4 protein-coding genes and 2 pseudogenes are annotated in these 19,882 nt (G+C 69.6%); all 6 read left to right on the top strand.

Translation table 11 applies throughout. From position 1 onward, the window contains the following. The first annotated feature begins 288 nt into the window (after positions 1 to 288). Positions 289 to 9,027 carry an SdrD B-like domain-containing protein gene (locus tag AC3DE2_RS16690; RefSeq protein ID WP_488427114.1) on the top strand — a complete coding sequence of 2,913 codons (8,739 nt, stop codon included), beginning with the start codon at positions 289 to 291 and terminating at the stop codon, positions 9,025 to 9,027. A 44-nt stretch (positions 9,028 to 9,071) separates the two neighbouring features. Next, entirely contained in the window at positions 9,072 to 12,434 is a 3,363-nt protein-coding gene (locus tag AC3DE2_RS16685) for a hypothetical protein (protein ID WP_488427113.1), read from the top strand. 10 nt (positions 12,435 to 12,444) lie between these two features. After that, the gene (locus AC3DE2_RS16680) at positions 12,445 to 13,461 is read left to right on the top strand and encodes an OmpA family protein (protein ID WP_488427112.1); all 1,017 of its coding nucleotides are present in this window, start codon (positions 12,445 to 12,447) and stop codon (positions 13,459 to 13,461) included. Between the two features lie 177 nt (positions 13,462 to 13,638). Next, a complete protein-coding gene (locus AC3DE2_RS16675) occupies positions 13,639 to 14,934 on the top strand; it encodes a sensor histidine kinase (RefSeq protein WP_488427111.1) in 1,296 nt (431 codons plus the stop codon). A 541-nt stretch (positions 14,935 to 15,475) separates the two neighbouring features. Next, a pseudogene (locus AC3DE2_RS16670) lies at positions 15,476 to 17,231 on the top strand (DEAD/DEAH box helicase); the annotation flags it as partial. A 71-nt stretch (positions 17,232 to 17,302) separates the two neighbouring features. Then, positions 17,303 to 19,822: pseudogene (locus AC3DE2_RS16665) on the top strand (Lhr family helicase); the annotation flags it as partial. Between the last annotated feature and the right edge of the window lie 60 nt (positions 19,823 to 19,882).

Genomic DNA, 19,882 nt, shown 5'->3' with positions numbered 1-19,882 from the left:
CGGCGTGCACATGCTTTTCACACGCGCCGTCCGGCACCACCGGCCATCGGTGGGCCAACACCATCCGAATCAAGTCGTTCGTTGCGGCCGTCCCGGCCGATGCGGCGGCATCCGTTCGCGATGGCGGAACCGCCGCCCCCACGCGGCGAAACGGAACAGGGGAAACGCGTGTACAAGCAGGACGAGAAGGCGAACGCCGGTGGCGTGTCGCTGGCGGCTGGGTTTTGTGCGGAGCATCGGAACCGGAAATCAGCGGGCCGTGCGACATGTGTTTCCCGTTGGGGCGCGTTGCTGACGACGCTGCTGTTCGCACCGCTGGCGCAGGCCGCGGTGGTCGCCACTTCGGTCGAGTCGCCGCCGGATATCGGCCTGGGCATGACCGCCGATATCGACGTTCACTGGTCGCGCACGTCGAACACGACCGGCGACACCATCAGCATCCTGATTCCCAGCCAGCTCGCGGTAGAACCGGCCAACCTGCCGGCCGGCTGCACCTACACCGCCCCCAACCTGGTGTGCGCGGTACCGAACGGCACCACGGGCGCCAGCGGCACGATCACCTTCCAGGTGCGCGGACAGGCCGTCGGCGGCTTCAACCTGACCGCCACCGGTACCGCGCCGCCGCCGGCGACGGTGTCGGCGGAGGTGCGCAACAGCGGCGATCTGCGGGTGGGCAAGACCCGCACCACGCCCGCGGCCGGTCCGGTGGTATCGGGCAGCCAGGTGCAGTTCCAGCTCACTCCCGGCATCAGCAGCGGCACCGATGTGCCCGCGGGCGCATCGATCATCGTCACCGACAACCTGCCGGGCACCAGCACCGACTTCAATCTCACCAACCGGACCTTCTCCGGTCCGCTGACGCCCACCTGCAACTCGGTCGCCAACGCCAACAGCACGCGCCGGCTGACCTGCACCTACAGCGGTCCCTTCACGATCGCCGACCTGGGAGCCAGCACGATCACCGTGATCGGCACCCAGGGCACCAACGGTTCGTTCACCAACGAAGCGTCGATCGCCTCGGCCAACGCCAGTTACCTGGACACCGACAGCGGCAACAACAGCGCCAACGTGCCCTATACCGCGGTGCCGGGCACCGACATCCAGGCGCAGGGCACCTTCCCGGCGAGCTACCAGGCGACCGGCGCGACCCAGAACCTGGTGATCCGTTTCCGCAACAACGGACCGCAGTCCTCGACCGGCGGTACCGTGAGCACGATCATTCCGGCCGGATTCGTCATCGGCACCTTGCCGGCCGGCTGCACCGCGCAGACCGGCCAGTCGCTGACGGTGGGCGGCAACACCTACACCGGCACCCGGGTGACCTGCACCACCGGCACGGTGGCGGTGAACGGCTCGCAGCCGTTCACGCTGCCGTTGACCATGCCGACCAGCGCCACCGACGGCCAGTTCCCGGTCGTGGTCGATCCGCCCGCCGGCATGGGCGACGCCAATCTCGGCAACAACAGCGTGCTGCTGCCGTTCCAGGTCGCCGAGCCCTTCGCCGATCTGCGCGCCACCAAGGCTAAGAATCCCGGCAGCGGTGCGATCGCGCCGGGCGACACCATCACCACGACGGTGACGGTGACCAACGACAGTGGCAGCACGCACGATGCCACCTACACGGTCGCCAGCCCGCTGCGCGTGGTCGACTACGCGCGACCGGAGGAAGTGGCGGGCGGGCTGGTCACGGCGCTCACCGCGGGCTGGACATGCTCGGCGACAACGGGTGTCACGCCGCCGGCCTTCGTCGGCGACAGCAACCGCACGACCCGGATCGAATGCCAGACCACGGCGGATGGCGTACTGGCGCGCAGCGCCAGCACGCAGGTGCAGTTCCGCACCACCGTGGGCGCGCTGGGCAGCACGCCCATCGAGCTGAGCAACCGCGCCTGCACCGGCACGCGCGCACTGGATGCGCTGGGCCTGGGCGCCAGCGCCGGCCCGAGCCCCGCCGATGGCGGACGCACCGGCAATGATTGCGCCGACGCTGGCAACGGCTTGAACGCCACACCGATCATCAGCGGCAGCGCCGTGGTCAACGTGGTCAAGGAATCCTCGGTCAACGGCTCGGCCTGGTTCGATGCGGTCGGCGACGGTCCGACCCTGGCGGGCGACGCCGACGCCCTGTACTGGCGCATCACCATCACCACCCCGACCACCGCGGTGAACCCGTCGCAGCAGACGATTCCGACCCTGCGGCTGGTCGACAACCTGCCCGGCATCATCAACTTCAACAGTCCCGGCGCGCCGGCCCCGGCGCATCGCACGCCGGCGGTGTCGATCACGACCAGCGTCACCGGCGGCGCAACCGGCAGTTGCCCGGCCACGCTCGCCGCGGGCAATCCCAACCTGGCCTGCACGTTCAGCAACGTGCCGGCGGGCGAGACCATCGTCGTGCGCTTGGCGGTGATGCGCCCGGTAGGCAGCGGCAACCTGGACAACACCGCGACGCTGACCTCGCCCAACGCCATCCTCAGCGGCACCCTGCAGGACGACGCCCGCGTCGTGGTGACGCCGCGCATGGACGTCGCGCTGACTACCAAGGTCGCGAATCCGACGACGCCGGCGGTGGGGCAGGTGATGAGCTTCACCCTCACCACGCAGAACCTGGGACCGGATCCCATTCCGATCCACGGGATCACCGTCACCGACAACCTGTCCACCGGCACGCCGACCCTGACCGATCCGGCCTACGAGATCGTCGAGGTGACGACGGCGAACGCCGCGATGAACTGCTCGGCCAGCAACTACGCGACCGGCGCGATCTCCTGTACGAACGACGGCGTCGTGGCGCGGTACGAAACCCACACGATCACCATCCGCGCGCGCATCAAGAAGCCCGGCAACCTGTCCGGCGCCTCCGGCAGCGTGCTGTATCCGAACGCCACCAACACGGCCAGCGTGGCGCTCAATCCGGCCTACTGCGAGTACCGCACCGAGACCTCGACCACGCCGGTGCAGCTGTCCAGCGCCTGCAACGACGCCGCCGCGCGCTCCAACAACAGCAAGACGGCCACCTTCGACGTGACCGTGCCGGCCATCGATCTGCAGCAGGGCAAGGTGGCGGTGTATCCGGCCGGCCAGACCCGCTTCACCCTGGACGACCCGCTGCGCTACCGCTTCAGCATCCGCAACGCCGGCCCCTCGCGCGCCGAGGAAGTGGAGATGACCGACATCCTGACGGTGCCGGCGGGCTTCACCCTGCAGCAGAGCGGCAACGCGGCCAACGTCAATGCCGCGCCGGCCAGCGCCGGCTACTCGCTGGTCAACAAGCCGGTGCAGTGCAGCCAGTCCGCGGCCAACGCCAACGTCGTCTGCCGGCTGGGCGCGACCCCGGCCGACAGCTTCCTGGACGCGGGCCAGGAAGTGAACTTCGAAGTGGTCATGACCTTGAACGGCACCGCCACCGGTCCGGTGGTGTTCGGCAACCGCGCCTACGTGTGCGCCGACGAGACCAACACCTACGAAAGCTCCGGTCGCTGCACCGACGACGTCACCCAGGCCGGCAACAACATCGCCTCGGTCAACAGCACGATCTTCCCGGCCGCGGATCTGGAACTGGTCAGCAAGACCACGGTGACGCCGTCGCCGGTGGACGTTGCCCAGCCGATCGAATACAGCATCGTCCTGCGAAACAACGGCGCGGCCACGGTCGAGAAGATGCGCCTGATCGACATGTTGCCCAGCGGCTTCGAATGGCTGTCCGGCGGCGCGCAAGCGCCCGTCGCGGTTGCCAATGGCGCGGCGACGCTGTCCGGTCCACTGGCGGTCTCCGCCTCGGTGCCGGCGGCGGGCAGCGACAACGTCTGCTTCATCTCCAACGGGGTGACCAGCGTCACCGCGCCCGCGCAGCGCCAGCAGATCACCTGCGACTTCGGCGGCCAGTTCCCGGGCGGCGCGGGCAATACGGTCACGGTGCGCCTGTACGCGCGGGCCGTGCCGGGCGTCTATGACGGTTCCGCGGCCGCGCCCTTCGACACCAACCGCACCAACGAGGCGCAGGTCCAGCCGGGCAAGGACGCGGACGGCGGCGACGTGTCGATCGACGGCAATCCGGCCAACAACAACGGCAGTTCGGAAGTGCAGGTGCGCAACGCGCGCATCGGTGGCCGCGTGTTCCTGGATCGCAACGACAACGGCGATCAGGACGGCACCGGCGCCGGCGCCGATCAAGGCATCACCGGCGTCACCCTGGTGCTGACCGGCACGGATCGCTATGGCAATCCGGTCAATCGTTCGGTCACCACGAATGCCGCCGGCGACTACCAGTTCACCGGCCTGGCTCCGGCCGACGCCGCGGGCTACACCATCACCCAGACCCAGCCGGCCGGTTACGACAACGGCCTGCCGCAGCCCAACCGGCCGCGCCCGCAACGCAATGGCACCAGCACCGGGGTCGCTCCCGCCGGCGCCGACTACGCGACCAGCAACACCGCCGGCAACAGCGTGATCTCCGGCATCGTCCTGGACAGCGGCGGCAACGGCGTGGAATTCGATTTCCCGGAGCCGCGCCTGTTCTCGCTGTCCGGTTTCGTCTACGTCGATCTCAACAACAACAACGTGCGCGACGCGGGCAGCGATGCGCCGATTCCGGGGGCCACGATCGAGTTGCTGGTCTGGGACGCGGGGAGTTCGGCTTATGTGGTCGAAGCCACCACCATTACCGCGGCCGACGGCAGCTACCAGTTCACCGGCCTGAGCCCGGCGCGCCGGTACGCCGTGCGCGAACCGCTGCCGAACGGTTACCGCAACCAGCCGCTGGCGATCAATCCGGGCACCATCGGCGGCGCGCCCTGCGCGGGTTGCGCGGGCCGCACCAGCGCTTCCGGTGACGGCACCGACACCATCGAGGAGATCGAGCTGACCGGCAACGGCATCCAGTTCAACTTCGGTGAACTGGCCACCGCGGCGATCAGCGGCCGGGTGTACCTGGATCGCGACGACGACGGCACCCAGGACGGCGGCGAACCCGGCTTGCCGGGCGTGCAGATCGTCATTGAGGGCGCCGGCCCGGACGGCGTGTTTGGCAACGGCGACGATACCCGCGAGGCCCTGACCACCGACGCCAACGGCGGCTACCTGTATCCGGACGCCATCGCCGGACAGAACTACCGCGTCACCGAGCAGCAGCCCGGCGGCCTGGCCAATGGCCAGGAAAACTCCGGCAACGTCATCAACATTACCCAGTTGCCGCCGACCGGCTCCAGCAACAACAACTTCGGCGAACTGGCCGCCACCATCAGCGGCAGCGTCTGGCTGGACGCCGACAACGACGGCGTGCGCGATGCGGGTGAACCGGGCATCGCCGGCGTCGTGGTCACGCTGCCTGCCGGCACCCTGGACGTGCTGGGCAACCCGGTGACCCAGGCGATCACCGACGCCAACGGCGACTATCGCTTCATCGATCTGCCGGCGGGGACCTACACCGTCACCGAACAGCTGGCGCAGCCGGTGGTCGGTGGCCTCACCACCCTCAACGGCACCACCGTGGCCGGCAACGTCGGCGGCGTCGCCACCGGCACCGCCACCACGACCGGCACCGTGCCCAGCGCGGTGAACAATCTGGTGCTGCCCGCCGGTGGCCATTCGCAGCGCAACGATTTCGGCGAAACCCTGGGCGTGTCGGTCTCCGGCCGGGTGTTCTTCGACGCCAACAACGACGGCGCGCAGGCCGGCGCCAGCGAAACCGGCATCGAAAGCGTGACCCTCCGCCTCACCGGCACCGACGACAGCGGCGCATCGGTGACCCTCACCACGACCACGGATGCCAACGGCGATTTCCGTTTCGAAGGCCTGCGCCCGGGCACCTACACGGTGACCGAACCGCAGCAGCCGACCGGCACCAGCAATGGCCAGACGATGGCCGGTACCGTCGGCGGCACGCCGTCCGGCACCGCCACGCCGATCACCACCGTGCCGAGCGCGATCAGCGCGATTGACCTGACCACGCCGGGCACGGTCTCGGAGAACAACCTGTTCGGCGAGATCCCGCTCAACAGCGCGATCAGCGGTCGGGTCTGGCGCGACCTGGACAATGACGGCGTCATCGACCCGTCGGAGCAGGGCATCGGCTCGGTGGTGGTGCGCCTGACCGGCACCGATCTGGCCGGCAACACCATCACCCGCGAAGTCACCACCCAACCGGACGGTGGCTACGCGTTCACCGAACTGCCGCCGGGCACCTACACCGTCACCGAACCCGAGCAGCCGACCGGCACGCTCAACGGCACCACCGTGCCGGGCACCGGTGGCGGCACCGCCACGCCGCCGACCACGGCGCCGTCGGTGATCGACGGCATCACCCTGGGGGTGGGCGAGGAAGCCCGCGACAACAACTTCGGCGAGGTGCCCGCCGGCACCATCGCCGGCCGGGTCTACAACGACGGCAACAACAACGGCGTCGTCGACAATGGCGAGGGCGGCTTCCCGAACGTGCAGGTCGTGCTGACCGGCACCAACGATCTCGGCGAGACCGTCAACGTCACCGTCACCACCGACAGCGAGGGTCGCTACCGTTTCGAGGATCTGCGTCCGGGCACCTACACGGTGACCGAACCGACCCAGCCGGCCGAAACCCTCAACGGCATCACCACGCCGGGCACCATCGATGGCACGTCGACCGGTACCGCGACCCCCGTGGCGACCACGCCGTCGGCGATCAGCGGCATCGTGCTGCCGCCGGGCGGCCAGTCGATCGACAACAACTTCGGCGAGATCGGCGATTCGCCGGACCTGGTGGTCAGCAAAACCGCCACGCCGACCACCTTCACCGTCAACAACGTCGGCACCTACACCATCCGCGTGCGCAACATCGGCCAGCAGCCGAGCGCGGGCGAGTACGTGGTGGAGGACCGCCTGCCAGCCGGGCTCACCCTGGCCTCCACGCCGACCGGCGCCGGCTGGGTCTGCACCGGCGCCGCGGGCGACAGCCGTTTCCGCTGCGCGAGCAGCACGGTGCTCGCCGCCGGCGCCACCGCGGCCGACACCATCGTCGCGCGGGTGCGCGTGGCGGCGACCGCGGCGGCGGCATCGCCGGTGCACAACGCGGTGCTGGTCGAGGGTGGCGGCGAGAACGAGTTCCGCACCCCGACGCCGGAGGAGCGCGCCGATTTCGAAGGCAACATCGACGATCTGCCGGCCTGCGATCCGGCCATCACCCAGAACGCCTGCCGCCTGCCGACCCCGGTGCAACTGGCCGCGTCGGTCTCGGGCACGGTGTGGTTCGACCAGGGCAGCGACTTCGGCCTGATCGATGGCGGTGATCGCCGCCTGGCCGGCTGGACCGTGGAAGTGGTCAATGCCGACGGCAGCGTCGCCGCGACCACCACCACCGCGGCGGACGGCAGCTACGCGGTGCCGGACCTGGTGCCCGGCGTGCGCCTGTCGATCCGCTTCCGGGATCCGTCCTCCGGCGTGATCTGGGGCTGGCCGGTCAGCGGTGAAACCGCGGCCGGACCGCCGGCGCCGTGCGACGCCGACACCGCGATGGGCAACGGCAGCGCCAGTTCCTGCCGCAGCAGCGAAGGTGGCAACACCGAGTTGTCCGTGGTGCTGGCGCCGGGCGCCAACCTGCCGCAGCAGAGCCTGCCGCTGAATCCGGGCGGCGTGATCTACGACGCCGTCACCCGCAGTCCGGTGCCGGGTTCGCGGGTCACCCTGACGCCGATCGGCGCGTGCGCGGGCTATTCGCCGGAAGCGCACCTGCTCAACGCCGCGTCGGGTGGTTACAGCGTGGAAGGCAGCAGTGTCTCGATGACCGTGGGCACGGAAGGCTTCTACCAGTTCCTGCTCGCGCCATCGGCGCCGGCCTCGTGCCGCTTCCAGATCGCGGTGGTGCCGCCGGCGGGCTACACGTTCCAGTCCGGGATGATTCCGGCGGAAACCTCGCCGCTGACGCCGCCGGCCACGCCGGGCGTGGGTCATCCGGTGCAGACCAATGCGACCGCGCCGACCGCCCCGGTGGGCAGCGGCACCACGTACTACCTGGAGGTCAACCTGGGCTCGGGCGTGGCCGCGCCGGTGCACAACCACATCCCGCTGGATCCGCAGGTCGCGCCGGGCCTGGTCATCACCAAGACCGGCGATCGCAAGACCGTGGAAGTGGGCGACAGCCTGGTCTACACGATCACCATCCGCCAGACCGCGGGCGCGGCGCTGGGCACGGTGAACGTGGTCGATCGCCTGCCGCATGGATTCACCTTCATCGCCGGCACCGCCCGCGTGGACGGCAGCGGCATCGCCGATCCGCTGGGCAAGCCGGGTCCGACCCTGGTGTTCGACGTCGGTTCGCTGGCGGTGGGTGCGCAGAAGGTGCTGAGCTACCGCGTCCGCGTGGGCGTCGGCAGCCAGCAGGGCGACGGCATCAACCGCGCGCGCGCCTGGGGCTGTTCGATCGCCGGCGGCTGCGTGGATCCGAACACGCTGGCGCCGTACCCGGATGGCGGCACCGTGCCATCCAACCCGGCCGAGTACCGCGTGATCGTCAGCGGTGGCGTGTTCGCCGACGAGGGCTGCGTGCTGGGCAAGGTGTTCGTGGACTGCAACGTCAACCACGTGCAGGACAAGGAAGAACTGGGCATCCCCGGCGTGCGCATGTACTTCGAGGACGGCACCTGGCTGATCAGCGATTCGGAAGGCAAGTACAGCTACTGCGGCCTGCCGCCGAAGAGCCACACCCTGAAGGTCGACGCGTCCACGCTGCCGGTCGGCTCGCGCCTGACCACCAGCAGCAACCGCAACCTGGGTGACGCCGACAGCCTGTTCATCGACCTCAAGAACGGCGAGCTGCATCGCGCCGACTTCATCGAGGGCAGTTGCTCCAATCCGGTGATCGAGCAGGTCAAGGCCCGCCGAACCCAAGGCGAGATCCGCGCGCCGGAAACCGAGACCGGGCAGGCGCCGTTGCGCTTCGAGAGCAAGCCGGCGCGCAGCCCGCAGCAGGGCACCGATTCGGCCAACCAGCGGCCGATCGTGGATCCAAGGCCGACCGCCCCGAGTCCCGCCGCCGGCACGGAGGTGCAGCCATGAGCCGCACCCCGCGTCCCGCCCGCGTCCGCCAGGCCAGGAATCCCATGCGTCCCCAACGTTTCTCCCGCAAACCGCTGAGCCTGGCGCTGTCGCTGGTGCTGATGCCGGCCATGGCGCTGGCGCAGAACGTCTCCGGTGATCAGCGCTTCACGCCGGTGCTGGGACAGGCGGCGCCGCTGTTCCCGCAATCGCCACAGGGCCAGCAGACCGCCTCGCAACCCCTGTATGCGCAACCGGGCAACGTCGACTACCGGGTCAATGCCGGCGTGCAGCGGGTGGTGGTGGAAGTGGACCGCGATGGCGCGCCGGCCGATGGCCAGTCGCCGGTGCATGTGGTCGTCCACCTGTACGGCGCCGACGGCAAGCCGCTGGCCGGCGAGTCCTTCGCCACGATCGAAAACTCCGGCGGGCGCATCAAGCTGCCCGACGGCCGCACCGACGAACTCGGCCCGGGCCACCTGGACGCCGACAAGGTCACGCCGGGCGTGCAGTTGCCGGTGCGCGATGGTCGCGCGGAGTTCGACCTGCTGGCGCCGCACGACCCGCAGGACGTGCTGCTGCGGGTGACCGCCGGCGGCGAGACCGCCGAGGGCGTGGTCGGCTTCGTGCCGGAAATGCGCGAGATGATCGCCACCGGCCTCATCGAGGGCGTGATCAATTTCCGCCGCAAGGGTGACAACCTGATCGACGGGGGTACCCGCGGCGATGGATTCGAGCGCGAGATCCGCCGTTGGGAAAAGCAGTTCAACAACGGCAAGGCCAATGGCGCAGCGCGCGCCGCATTCTTCGTCAAGGGCCGGATCAAGGGCGAGTACCTGCTGACCGCCGCCTACGACTCGGACAAGGAAGTGCGGGCGCGCCTGCTGCGCGACATCCAGCCGGAAGAGTTCTATCCGGTCTATGGCGACGCCTCGCTGCGCGGCTTCGACGCGCGTTCGGCCGAACGCCTGTACGTGCGGGTGGACAAGGAGCGCAGTTATCTGCTCTACGGCGACTTCCAGACCGGCGACAGCATCGCCACCCAGACCGGCGTGGACTTCGGTGCGCGTGCCTCGCAGCGGGTGCTGGGCACCTACAACCGCACCGCCACCGGCCTGGGCTGGCACTTCGAGAACGAGCGGATACGCGGCAACGTGTTCGCCATCGAGGATTCGCTGCGCCAGGTGATCGAGGAGCTGCCCAGCCAGGGCAGCGGCCCCTACGGCCTGCGCAACAACGCGGTGCTGGAAGGCAGCGAGCGGGTCGAGGTGGTGGTGCGCGATCGCAACCAGCCTTCGCGCATCGTGTCCGTGCGTCCGCTGGGCCGGCTGGTGGACTACAGCTTCGAGCCGTTCTCCGGCCGCATCCTGCTCAACAGCTTCCTGCCATCGTTCGATGCCGATCTCAACCCGGTGTCGCTGCGCATCACCTACGAGCTGGACCAGGGCACCGAGAAGTTCTGGGTGGTCGGCGGCGACGCGCAGTTGCGGATCGGCGAGAACGGCGAAGTCGGCGGCTCCTACGTGGACGACCGCAATCCCTTCGCCAGCTTCGAGATGGGCAGTGCCAACATCGGCTACCGTTTCGGCGCCAACACCTGGCTGGTGGCCGAGGCCGCGCGCACCCGTAGCGAGGTCAACACCAATTCCATCAACCAGTACGGCACGCCCGCGTTGCAGGGACTGAGCGGCCTGGTGGAAGGCAACGCCTGGCGGGTCGAGCTGGGCCATGCCGGCGCGAAGACGGACCTGAAACTGTTCGCCGGCCAGTCGGATCCGGAGTTCAACAACCCGGCCTCGCCGCTGTACGGCGGTCGCGGCGAATACAGCCTGACCACCCGCTGGCGCCTGACCGACCGCTTCGAACTGTATGCCGAGGGCCTGCGCAGCGAGGATCGCAATCCCGATGGCGGCGAGCGCAATGCCGGCAGCGTCGGCACGCGCATCAAGGCCACCGACAAGCTGACCCTGGATTTCGGTTACCGCGCGATCCGCGAGACCGTCGGCGCCTACTACACCTGGGCGACCAACAGCGGCTACGGCAACCTGGGCGGCCTGTCCGGCGGCTACGCGACCGGCGCCGGCGGCGGCGCGCTGGGCTACGGCCAGCAACCGCTGGATCCGCTGACCGGCCTGCCGATCATCAACAGCGGCAATCCCAACGATGTCGCCAGCGGCCTGCCGGTCGGCACCGAGCTGTCCTCGGACATGCTGCGCTTCGGCGTCGGCTATCGGGCCAGCGATCGCCTGAGCCTGGGCGGCGAGGTGGAGCAGGACATCCATGGCGAGGATCGCAACCGGGTCGCCTTCGGCCTGGACTACCAACTGCGCGAGCGCAGCCGCCTGTACGGCCGCTACGAGAAGCAGACCGGCATCAGCGGCGTCAACGGACTGACCCAGGACGGTCGCGAAGCCGACACGGTGGCGCTGGGCGTGGACACCAGCTTCCTGCGCGATACCCAGCTGTTCTCGGAATACCGGTTGCGCGACGCCATCGCCGGCCGCGACATCCAGGCCGCATCGGGCATGCGCAACCGCTGGGACCTGAGTGAAGGCCTGCGCCTGGATACCTCGCTGGAGCACACCAACGTGATCTCCGGCAACGTCGGCGATTCGACCGGGATAGGCGTGGCCCTGGACTACAGCGCCAATCCGCTGTGGCGCGGCAACATCCGCCTGGAGCACCGCATCTCCGACGACGTCGCCGACACGCCGACCGACGAGGCGTACCACACCACGCTGCTGCAGTTCCTGGCCGCGCGCAAGCTCAACCGCGACTGGACGGTGCTGGCGCGCAACTACCTGCTGCGCACGGTCTACGCGGCCCGCGGCGACGTGCTGCAGGATCGGTTCCAGGTGGGCCTGGCCTATCGCGACACCGACACCAACCGGATCAACGCGCTGGCGCGCTACGAGTACAAGCTGGAGAAGGACGAGAGCGGCATGGATGGTTCGGGCTTCGGTTCCGACACCGGCCAGGACATCCGCACCAGCGCGCACATCGTCTCCGCGCATGCCGACTGGCATCCCTCGCGGCCATGGTGGCTGACCGGCCGGGTGGCGGCGAAATGGCAGCAGGACAGCTTCTTCTACGCCGACACCGGACGCGTCAACGACGATTTCCGCGCGGTGCTGCTGTCGGGCCGGGTCGTCTACGACATCACCGAGAACTGGGACATCGGCGTGCTGGCCTCGACCTTCCGTGGCCAGTACGGCGCCAACCAGTACGCGTTCGGCGTCGAGGTCGGGCGGCTGCTGCGGCAGAACCTGTGGCTGTCGGTGGGCTACAACGCCACCGGTTTCCGCGGCGACGAGGACCTGACCGGCTACGAGTACACGCAGCAGGGCGCGTTCATCCGCCTGCGCTTCAAGTTCGACGAAGACCTCTTCCGCAGGGAAGACGCCCGCTACCGCGATCCGGTGCGCTGAGGAACCCCATATGACCATCACCAAATCCACGCTCATCGCCGCCGCCGTGCTGGCCGTCCTGGCCGGCACCGCCGGCGCGCAGCAGACCCAGCTGACCCCGCCACCCGAGCGCATCACCGACGAGGCCATCCACGCCGATCTTTCCGGCTACGAGGCCACCCAGTTGCGCATCAAGGCGCTCAACGACGGCGGCCGGCCGGTGCGCGACTACCACCTGTCCAAGGCCCAATGCTGGCTGGACGTGTCCTTCCACGAATACACGCGCAACGATCGCAGCGCCTTTCCGCAGGAAGCGCTGACCGAATCGGAGAAGCTGATCGTCGGCATGGAGCAGGGCGTTTCGCCGCTGCCCACCGACACGCCGCTGGTCAACGGCGCGGCGCGGCTGCGCGAGGATCTGTGGAAGCGCCTGGGCGCCATCCACGGCACGCCCGGCTTCACCTGCGCGCAGCAGGCGGTGGCCTGCGGCGAGGTGGAACTGGTCCATGCGGGCAACGAGTTCAACCAGCAGCAGTGGCGCCATGCCAAGCCCTACATCCAGATCGCCGAGGACATGGTCAGCGACGCCGAGGCGCTGTCCCGGCAATGCGGCGCCGTGCCCGCGGCGCCGGCCGCCGATGCGGTGCTGACCGCCAACGTGCTGTTCGAGTTCGACCGCGACGGACGCAACGACATCCGCGCCTACTCGCTGCAGAGCCTGGCACGTGAACTGGCGCGGCTGCGCGAGGAAGGCCGGACCCTGCAGTCGGTGGAACTGGTGGGGCACGCCGATCGCCTGCAGGGCAGGGGCTACGACTACAACCAGGGCCTGTCGGAACGCCGCGCGCGCACGGTGCGCGAATGGCTGGTCGAGAACGGCGTCTCCGCCGATGCGATCCGCTACAGCTTCCGGGGCGATACCGAACAGGTCCAGGCCTGCGACGGGGTCAAGCCGCGCGAAGCCCTGCGGGAATGCCTGATTCCGAATCGCCGGGTCGAGGTGAGGCTGCATGCCTCCGGCGGCACGGAGGCCATGCCCGGCAGATAACGCACCCGGCCTATAATCCGGCCAAGCCGGGAGTCGGGGTGTCAGGGGGCATCACCGCGACGGCAACCCGAGAGGATCACCATGCCCGAAACGTCATCGGCAGCCGCCCCCCCGCTCCTGACGCGCATTCCCCTGTTCGGCCCGCTGCTTCGAAGGCCATTGCGATGGCTGCGGGACGTGCCGATCACCGATCCGGTGGCGCGCCGCAACGCGCCGATGATCCAGGTGATCTCGCTGTTGCTGGCGGTGCTCCCGCCACTGGCATGGGTCTACCGGGCATCGATGGATGTCCCGTGGCGTCCCGGCGAGGTCGCCAGCATGGTGTTCAGCCTGACGGTGTGCGCGGCCGCGGGCATCAGTTTCTGGCTGATCCGGCGCGGCGCCTTCTTCGGCGCTTCCTACCTGTTGCTGGCGGTGTTCGCGGTCACCGTGGTGCCGTCCTACCTGTCCACCGGTTTCGCGGCGCAGGTGTACGAGCAGCCGATCCTGGTGCTGTGGATGGCCATCGCCGGGTTGATCGTGGGCCGGCGCGCCCTGTGGATCATGTTCCTGTGCGTCGCGCTGGCATTCTGCGGCGGCATGTGGGTGGATTACACCCGATCGGGCGATGGTGGCGCCTTGCTGGTGGATCTGCTGTCGCGCACGGCGATGTTCCTGATGATCGCGGTGGTGCTGGATCGCAGTTCGGCCGCGCTGCGCGAGAGCCTGCGCGAGGCCACCGCGCGCGGCGATGCGCTGGTGGAGAGCAACCGCCGGCTGGAGCAGGAGATCCGCGAACGCGAACGCGCGCAGGAACAGTTGATCCACGCCCAGAAGGTGGAAGCGGTGGGCCGCCTGGCCAGCGGCGTGGCGCACGATTTCGGCAACCTGCTCACCCTGATCCTCGGCTATGCGGGACGGGGCCGGCGGATGGACGAACCGGCCGACCTGAAACAGGCGCTGGCGGGCGTGGAGTCGGCCGCGCGCCGCGCGACCCTGGTGACCCACAAGCTGCTGACTTTCAGCCGCCAGGACGAGACCGCGCCGGAAACGTTCGACCCCGCCCAGGCATTGCAGGAACTGCAGCCGATGCTGCGCCAACTGTTCAACCCGCAGGTCGACGTGCGGCTGTCGCTGCGCGAACCCTTGCCATCGATTCGATTGGATCGGACCCAGTTCGAACTGATGACGCTGAACATCGCCGCCAACGCCAATCACGCGATGCCTGAAGGTGGCCTATTCGATCTGGAAGCGGAGCCGACCGGCCCGGACAGGATCGCGATTGTCTTCCGCGATAGCGGGGCCGGCATGGGACCGGAGGTGCAGGCACGCGTGTTCGAGCCTTTCTTCACCACCAAGCCGGCGGGCGAGGGCACCGGCCTGGGCCTGTCGGTCGTGCGCGACCTGATCCAGCGTGCCGGCGGCAGCATCGGCGTGCAGAGCGCCGTCGGCGAGGGCACGGTGATCCGGATCGAACTGCCGGCGGCCGGCTAGGGAACAAGGCGCCACGCCGCCTGCCGGTCACCTTCCCGCGCGCGGGGCGATGTTCCTTCCCCCGCAACGCGGGGGAAGGTGGCGCGCCAGCGCCGGATGGGGGCGCTCTTCGCAGCCCCCCTTGCCCCCATCCGCCTTCGGCACCTTCCCCCGCTCTGCGGGGGAAGGGAACGGCGAACCGACCCGTTTTCCCCAATCGGACAAACGGAACCAACAGACGGCATCCATTCACCCCGCCGCCTGCCGGTCGCCTTCCCATGCGCGGGGACGATGTTCATTCCCCCGCAAGGCGGGGGAAGGTGGCGCGCCAGCGCCAGATGGGGGCGCTCTTCGCAGGCGCCCTTGCCCCCATCCGCCTTCGGCACCTTCCCCCGCTCTGCGGGGGAAGGGAACGGCGAACTGGCCGGTTTTTCCAACTGGACAAACAGAACCAACAGACGGCATCCATTCACCCCGCGCGCTTGGATCCGCTTGCGAACGGCACCATCTCAGCTTCCGGTTTTCACCGTTTTCCGGGAAATTTCCCGGTATCGTCGCCGCCATGCCACTGGACGCCTTCCACCCCGCCGTCGCCCGCTGGTTCGGGCGCGCTTTCCCCGGACCGACCCCGGCCCAGCAGGCCGCGTGGCCGGCGATCCGTGCCGGTCGCCATACGCTGGTGGCGGCCCCGACCGGCTCGGGCAAGACCTTGACCGCGTTCCTCGCCGCGCTGGACGATCTGGTGCGGCGCGGGCTGGAAAACGGCGGCTTGCCGGACGAGACCGCGGTGGTCTACGTCTCGCCGCTGAAAGCGTTGTCCAACGACATCCACCTGAACCTGGAAGCGCCGCTGGCCGGCATCCGCGCGGCACTGGCGGAGATGGAACTGCCGGACGTGGACATCCGCACCGCGGTGCGAACCGGTGACACGCCCGCGGGCGAGCGCCAGAAAGTGTTCCGCACGCCACCGCACGTGCTGGTCACCACCCCGGAGTCGCTGTACGTGCTGCTGGGTTCGGCATCGGGCCGGACCATGCTGTCCACGGTGCGTACCGTCATCGTGGACGAAATCCACGCCGTGGCCGCCAGCAAGCGTGGCAGCCACCTGGCGTTGTCACTGGAGCGATTGCAGGCCCTGTGCGCGCAGCCGCCGGTGCGGGTGGGCCTGTCGGCCACCCAGAAACCGGTCGAGGCGGTCGCGCGTTTCCTGGTCGGCGCGGGCGAGGGCGCGCAGCCGCCCGCCTGCGAAATCGTCGACATTGGTTACGGCAAGCAGCGCGATCTGGCGCTGGAACTGCCGCCGACACCGCTGGGCGCGGTGATGTCCAACGATCAATGGGAACAGGTCTATGACCGGGTCGCGGCGCTGGTGCGCGAGCATCGCACCACGCTGGTGTTCGTCAACACGCGCCGCATGGCCGAACGCGCCGCGCGCCACCTGGGCGAGCGCCTGGGCAAGCAGGGCGTGGCCGCGCACCACGGCAGCCTGGCGCGGGAAGCGCGGCTGGATGCCGAACAACGGCTCAAGCGCGGCGATCTGCAGGTGCTGGTGGCGACCGCTTCGCTGGAACTGGGCCTGGACATCGGCGATGTGGATCTGGTCTGCCAGTTGGGCTCGCCGCGTTCCATCGCGACCTTCCTGCAGCGCGCCGGCCGCTCCGGGCATGCGGTCGGCGGCATTCCCAAGGCGCGCCTGTTCCCGCAGTCGCGCGACGAACTGATCGAATGCGCGGCGCTGCTGGACTGCGTCCGCCGCGGCGAACTCGACGCGCTGCGCATCCCGGTCGCGCCGCTGGACGTGCTGGCGCAGCAGCTGGTGGCCGAGACCGCCAGTCGCGAATGGGACGAGGATGATCTGTATGCGCTGGTGCGGCGGGCGGCGCCGTACGCGTCGCTGTCGCGCGAGGACTACGCGGCGGTGGTGCGCATGCTCGCCGACGGCTTCAGCACCCGCCGTGGCCCGCGCGCCGGCTACCTGCACCGGGACGCCGTGCACCGGCGCCTGCGCGAGCGCAAGGGCGCGCGGATGACCGCGCTGATGTCCGGCGGCACGATCCCCGACACCGGCGACTACGCGGTGATCCTGGAGCCGGAGGCGCACACCATCGGCACGGTCAACGAGGACTTCGCGGTCGAGAGCCTGTCCGGCGACGTGTTCCAGCTGGGCAACGCCAGCTACCGGATCCTGCGGGTGGAGCCGGGCCGGGTGCGGGTGGAGGACGCGCGTGGCGCGCCACCGAATATTCCGTTCTGGCTGGGCGAAGCGCCGGGACGCAGCGACGAACTGTCCGCCGGCGTGGCGCGCCTGCGCGAGGCGGTGGCGCGGGCGCTGGCCGGGGGTGGCGAAGCGGCGGGCCTGCACCTGCTGGTCGCGGAAATGGGATTCGACGAGGAGGCCGCGCGCCAGATTGTCGATTACCTGGGCAAGGCGGTGGCCGCGCTGGGCGAGCTGCCGACCCAGTCGCGCATCGTGATGGAGCGGTTCTTCGATGAATCCGGCGGCACCCAGCTGATCATCCATTCGCCGTTCGGCAGCCGGCTCAACCGCGCCTGGGGCCTGGCCCTGCGCAAACGCTTCTGCCGCCAGTTCAATTTCGAGCTGCAGGCGGCGGCGACCGAGGACGCGATCATCCTGTCGCTGTCCACCAGCCACAGCTTCCCGCTCATCGAGGTGTCGCGCTACCTGCATTCCTCCTCGGCGCAGGACGTGCTGGTGCAGGCACTGCTGGATGCGCCGCTGTTCGGCGTGCGCTGGCGCTGGAACGCCACCACCGCGCTGGCGTTGCCGCGCTTCGTCGGCGGCCGCAAGGTGCCGCCGCAACTGCAGCGGATGAAATCCGAGGACCTGCTGGCGACGGTGTTTCCTGATCAGGTCGCCTGCCTGGAGAACATCGTCGGCGAGCGCGAGATCCCGGATCACCCGCTGGTGGCGCAGACCCTGGACGATTGCCTGCACGAGGCGATGGATACCGAGGGCTGGCTTGCCCTGCTGCGCCGGCTGGAGGCGGGCGGAATCGACGTGATCGCGCGCGACCTGCCGCTGCCTTCGCCGCTGGCCGCCGAGGTGATCAACGCGCGTCCCTATGCGTTCCTGGACGATGCGCCACTGGAGGAACGCCGTACCCAGGCGGTGCAGAGCCGGCTGTACCGCGAGGCCGAGTCCGCCGACGAGCTGGGGAAGCTGGACCTGGCCGCGATCCAGGCCGTGCGCGAGGAAGCCTGGCCGCGACCGCGCAACCCCGACGAGATGCACGAGGCGCTGACCGGCGTGGGCGCCATCACCGTCGACGAGGCGGAGGACAACGCCGGCTGGCGCGACTGGCTGCGGGCGCTGGCGAAGGAGGGGCGCGCCACCCGCATGCAGGTGGCGGACGGCCGATCGCAGGCGCTGTGGCTGGCGACCGAACAGTTGCCGATGCTGCGGGCCCTGTTTCCCGAGGCCTCGATCGACCCGGTGGTCGAGGCGCCGGAAGAATACGCGCAGGCCGACTGGCCGCGCGAGACCGCATTGCGCGAACTGCTGCGTGCACGGCTGACCGCGCTGGGGCCGGTGTCGCCGTCATCGCTGGCGCGGTCCCTGGCGTTGCCTCCGGCCGAGGTCGACCAGGCCCTGCTGGCGCTGCAGGCCGAAGGTTACGTGATGCAGGGCCACTTCACTCCCGGCGGCGCGGAGGAGGAATGGTGCGAGCGGCATCTGCTGGCGCGCATCCACCGCTACACCCTCAAGCAACTGCGGCGCGAAATCGAGCCGGTCGAGCCGCGTGACTTCCAGCGGTTCCTGTTCGACTGGCAGCATCTGAGCGAAGCCGAGCGCGTGAGCGGTCCGGAAGCGCTGGCCAGCGTGCTGGGGCAACTGGAAGGGTTCGAGGCGCCGGCGGCCAGCTGGGAGGCCGACCTGCTGCCGGCGCGCGTGCGCGGCTACGCCATCCACTGGCTGGATGATCTGTGCACCGCCGGACGCACCCTGTGGACGCGGCTGCGTCCGCCCGCCAACGAAGGCGGCGGGCGCGGCAACGTGTCCCTGCGCGGCACGCCGATCCTGCTGCTGCCGCGCCGGCAGGCGGCGTTGTGGAACCGGTTGGCGCCCGCACCGGTGGATGATGATGAACTCGGCTCGCGCGCACGTCGCGTGGTGGACTATCTCGGCGGACAGGGGGCGTCGTTTTTCGACGAGATCGGCGATGGTGCGCACCTGCTGCGCACCGAACTGGAGGATGCGCTGGCCGAACTGGTGGTGCGTGGCCGCGTCCATTGCGACAGCTTCGGCGGATTGCGCGCCTTGCTGGTGCCTGCGTCCAAGCGCGACGGCGGCTCCCGCCATCGCCGCCGAAAGCCGATGTTCGGCATCCAGGACGCCGGTCGCTGGGCGCTCATCCGTACCGGTGCGCCCGCGGGCAGCGGCAACGCCCAGGCCGAGGCGGTCGAACATGTCGCACGCGTGCTGCTGCGCCGTTATGGCGTGGTCTGCTGGCGGCTGCTGGAACGCGAGGCGGCCTGGTTGCCGCCGTGGCGGGAACTGGCACGGGTTTACCAGCGCCTGGAGGCGCGCGGGGAAATCCGCGGCGGGCGCTTCATCACCGGCATTCCGGGCGAGCAGTTCGCACTGCCGGAAGCCGTCGCGGCGCTGCGGCAGGCGCGGCGGCGCCCGGCCGACGGCAAATGGCTGGCGATAGCCGCCACCGATCCGGCCAACCTGCTGGGCACGCTGCTGCCCGGTGACAAGGTCGCGCGCGTCCCCGGTTCGCGCGTGCTCTATCGCGATGGCCTGGCGGTCGCGGTGCTGGTGGCGGGCGAAGTGCGTTTCCTGGAGTCGCTGTCCTTGTCCGAAGCGCAGGAGGCCGGCCGCGTGCTGCAACGTGCCATGCACGCCGAGATGGATCTGCCGCAGGTACCCGCGCAGGCGGGATAGCCGGGGCATCCGCGGGACGGCGGCGCGCATGGACTGTCCACGGCGCAGCGGCCGCTTGAT

This window comes from Pseudoxanthomonas sp. 68-E7 (genome assembly GCF_057773145.1).
This window is presented reverse-complemented; position numbering and strand designations above follow the sequence as displayed.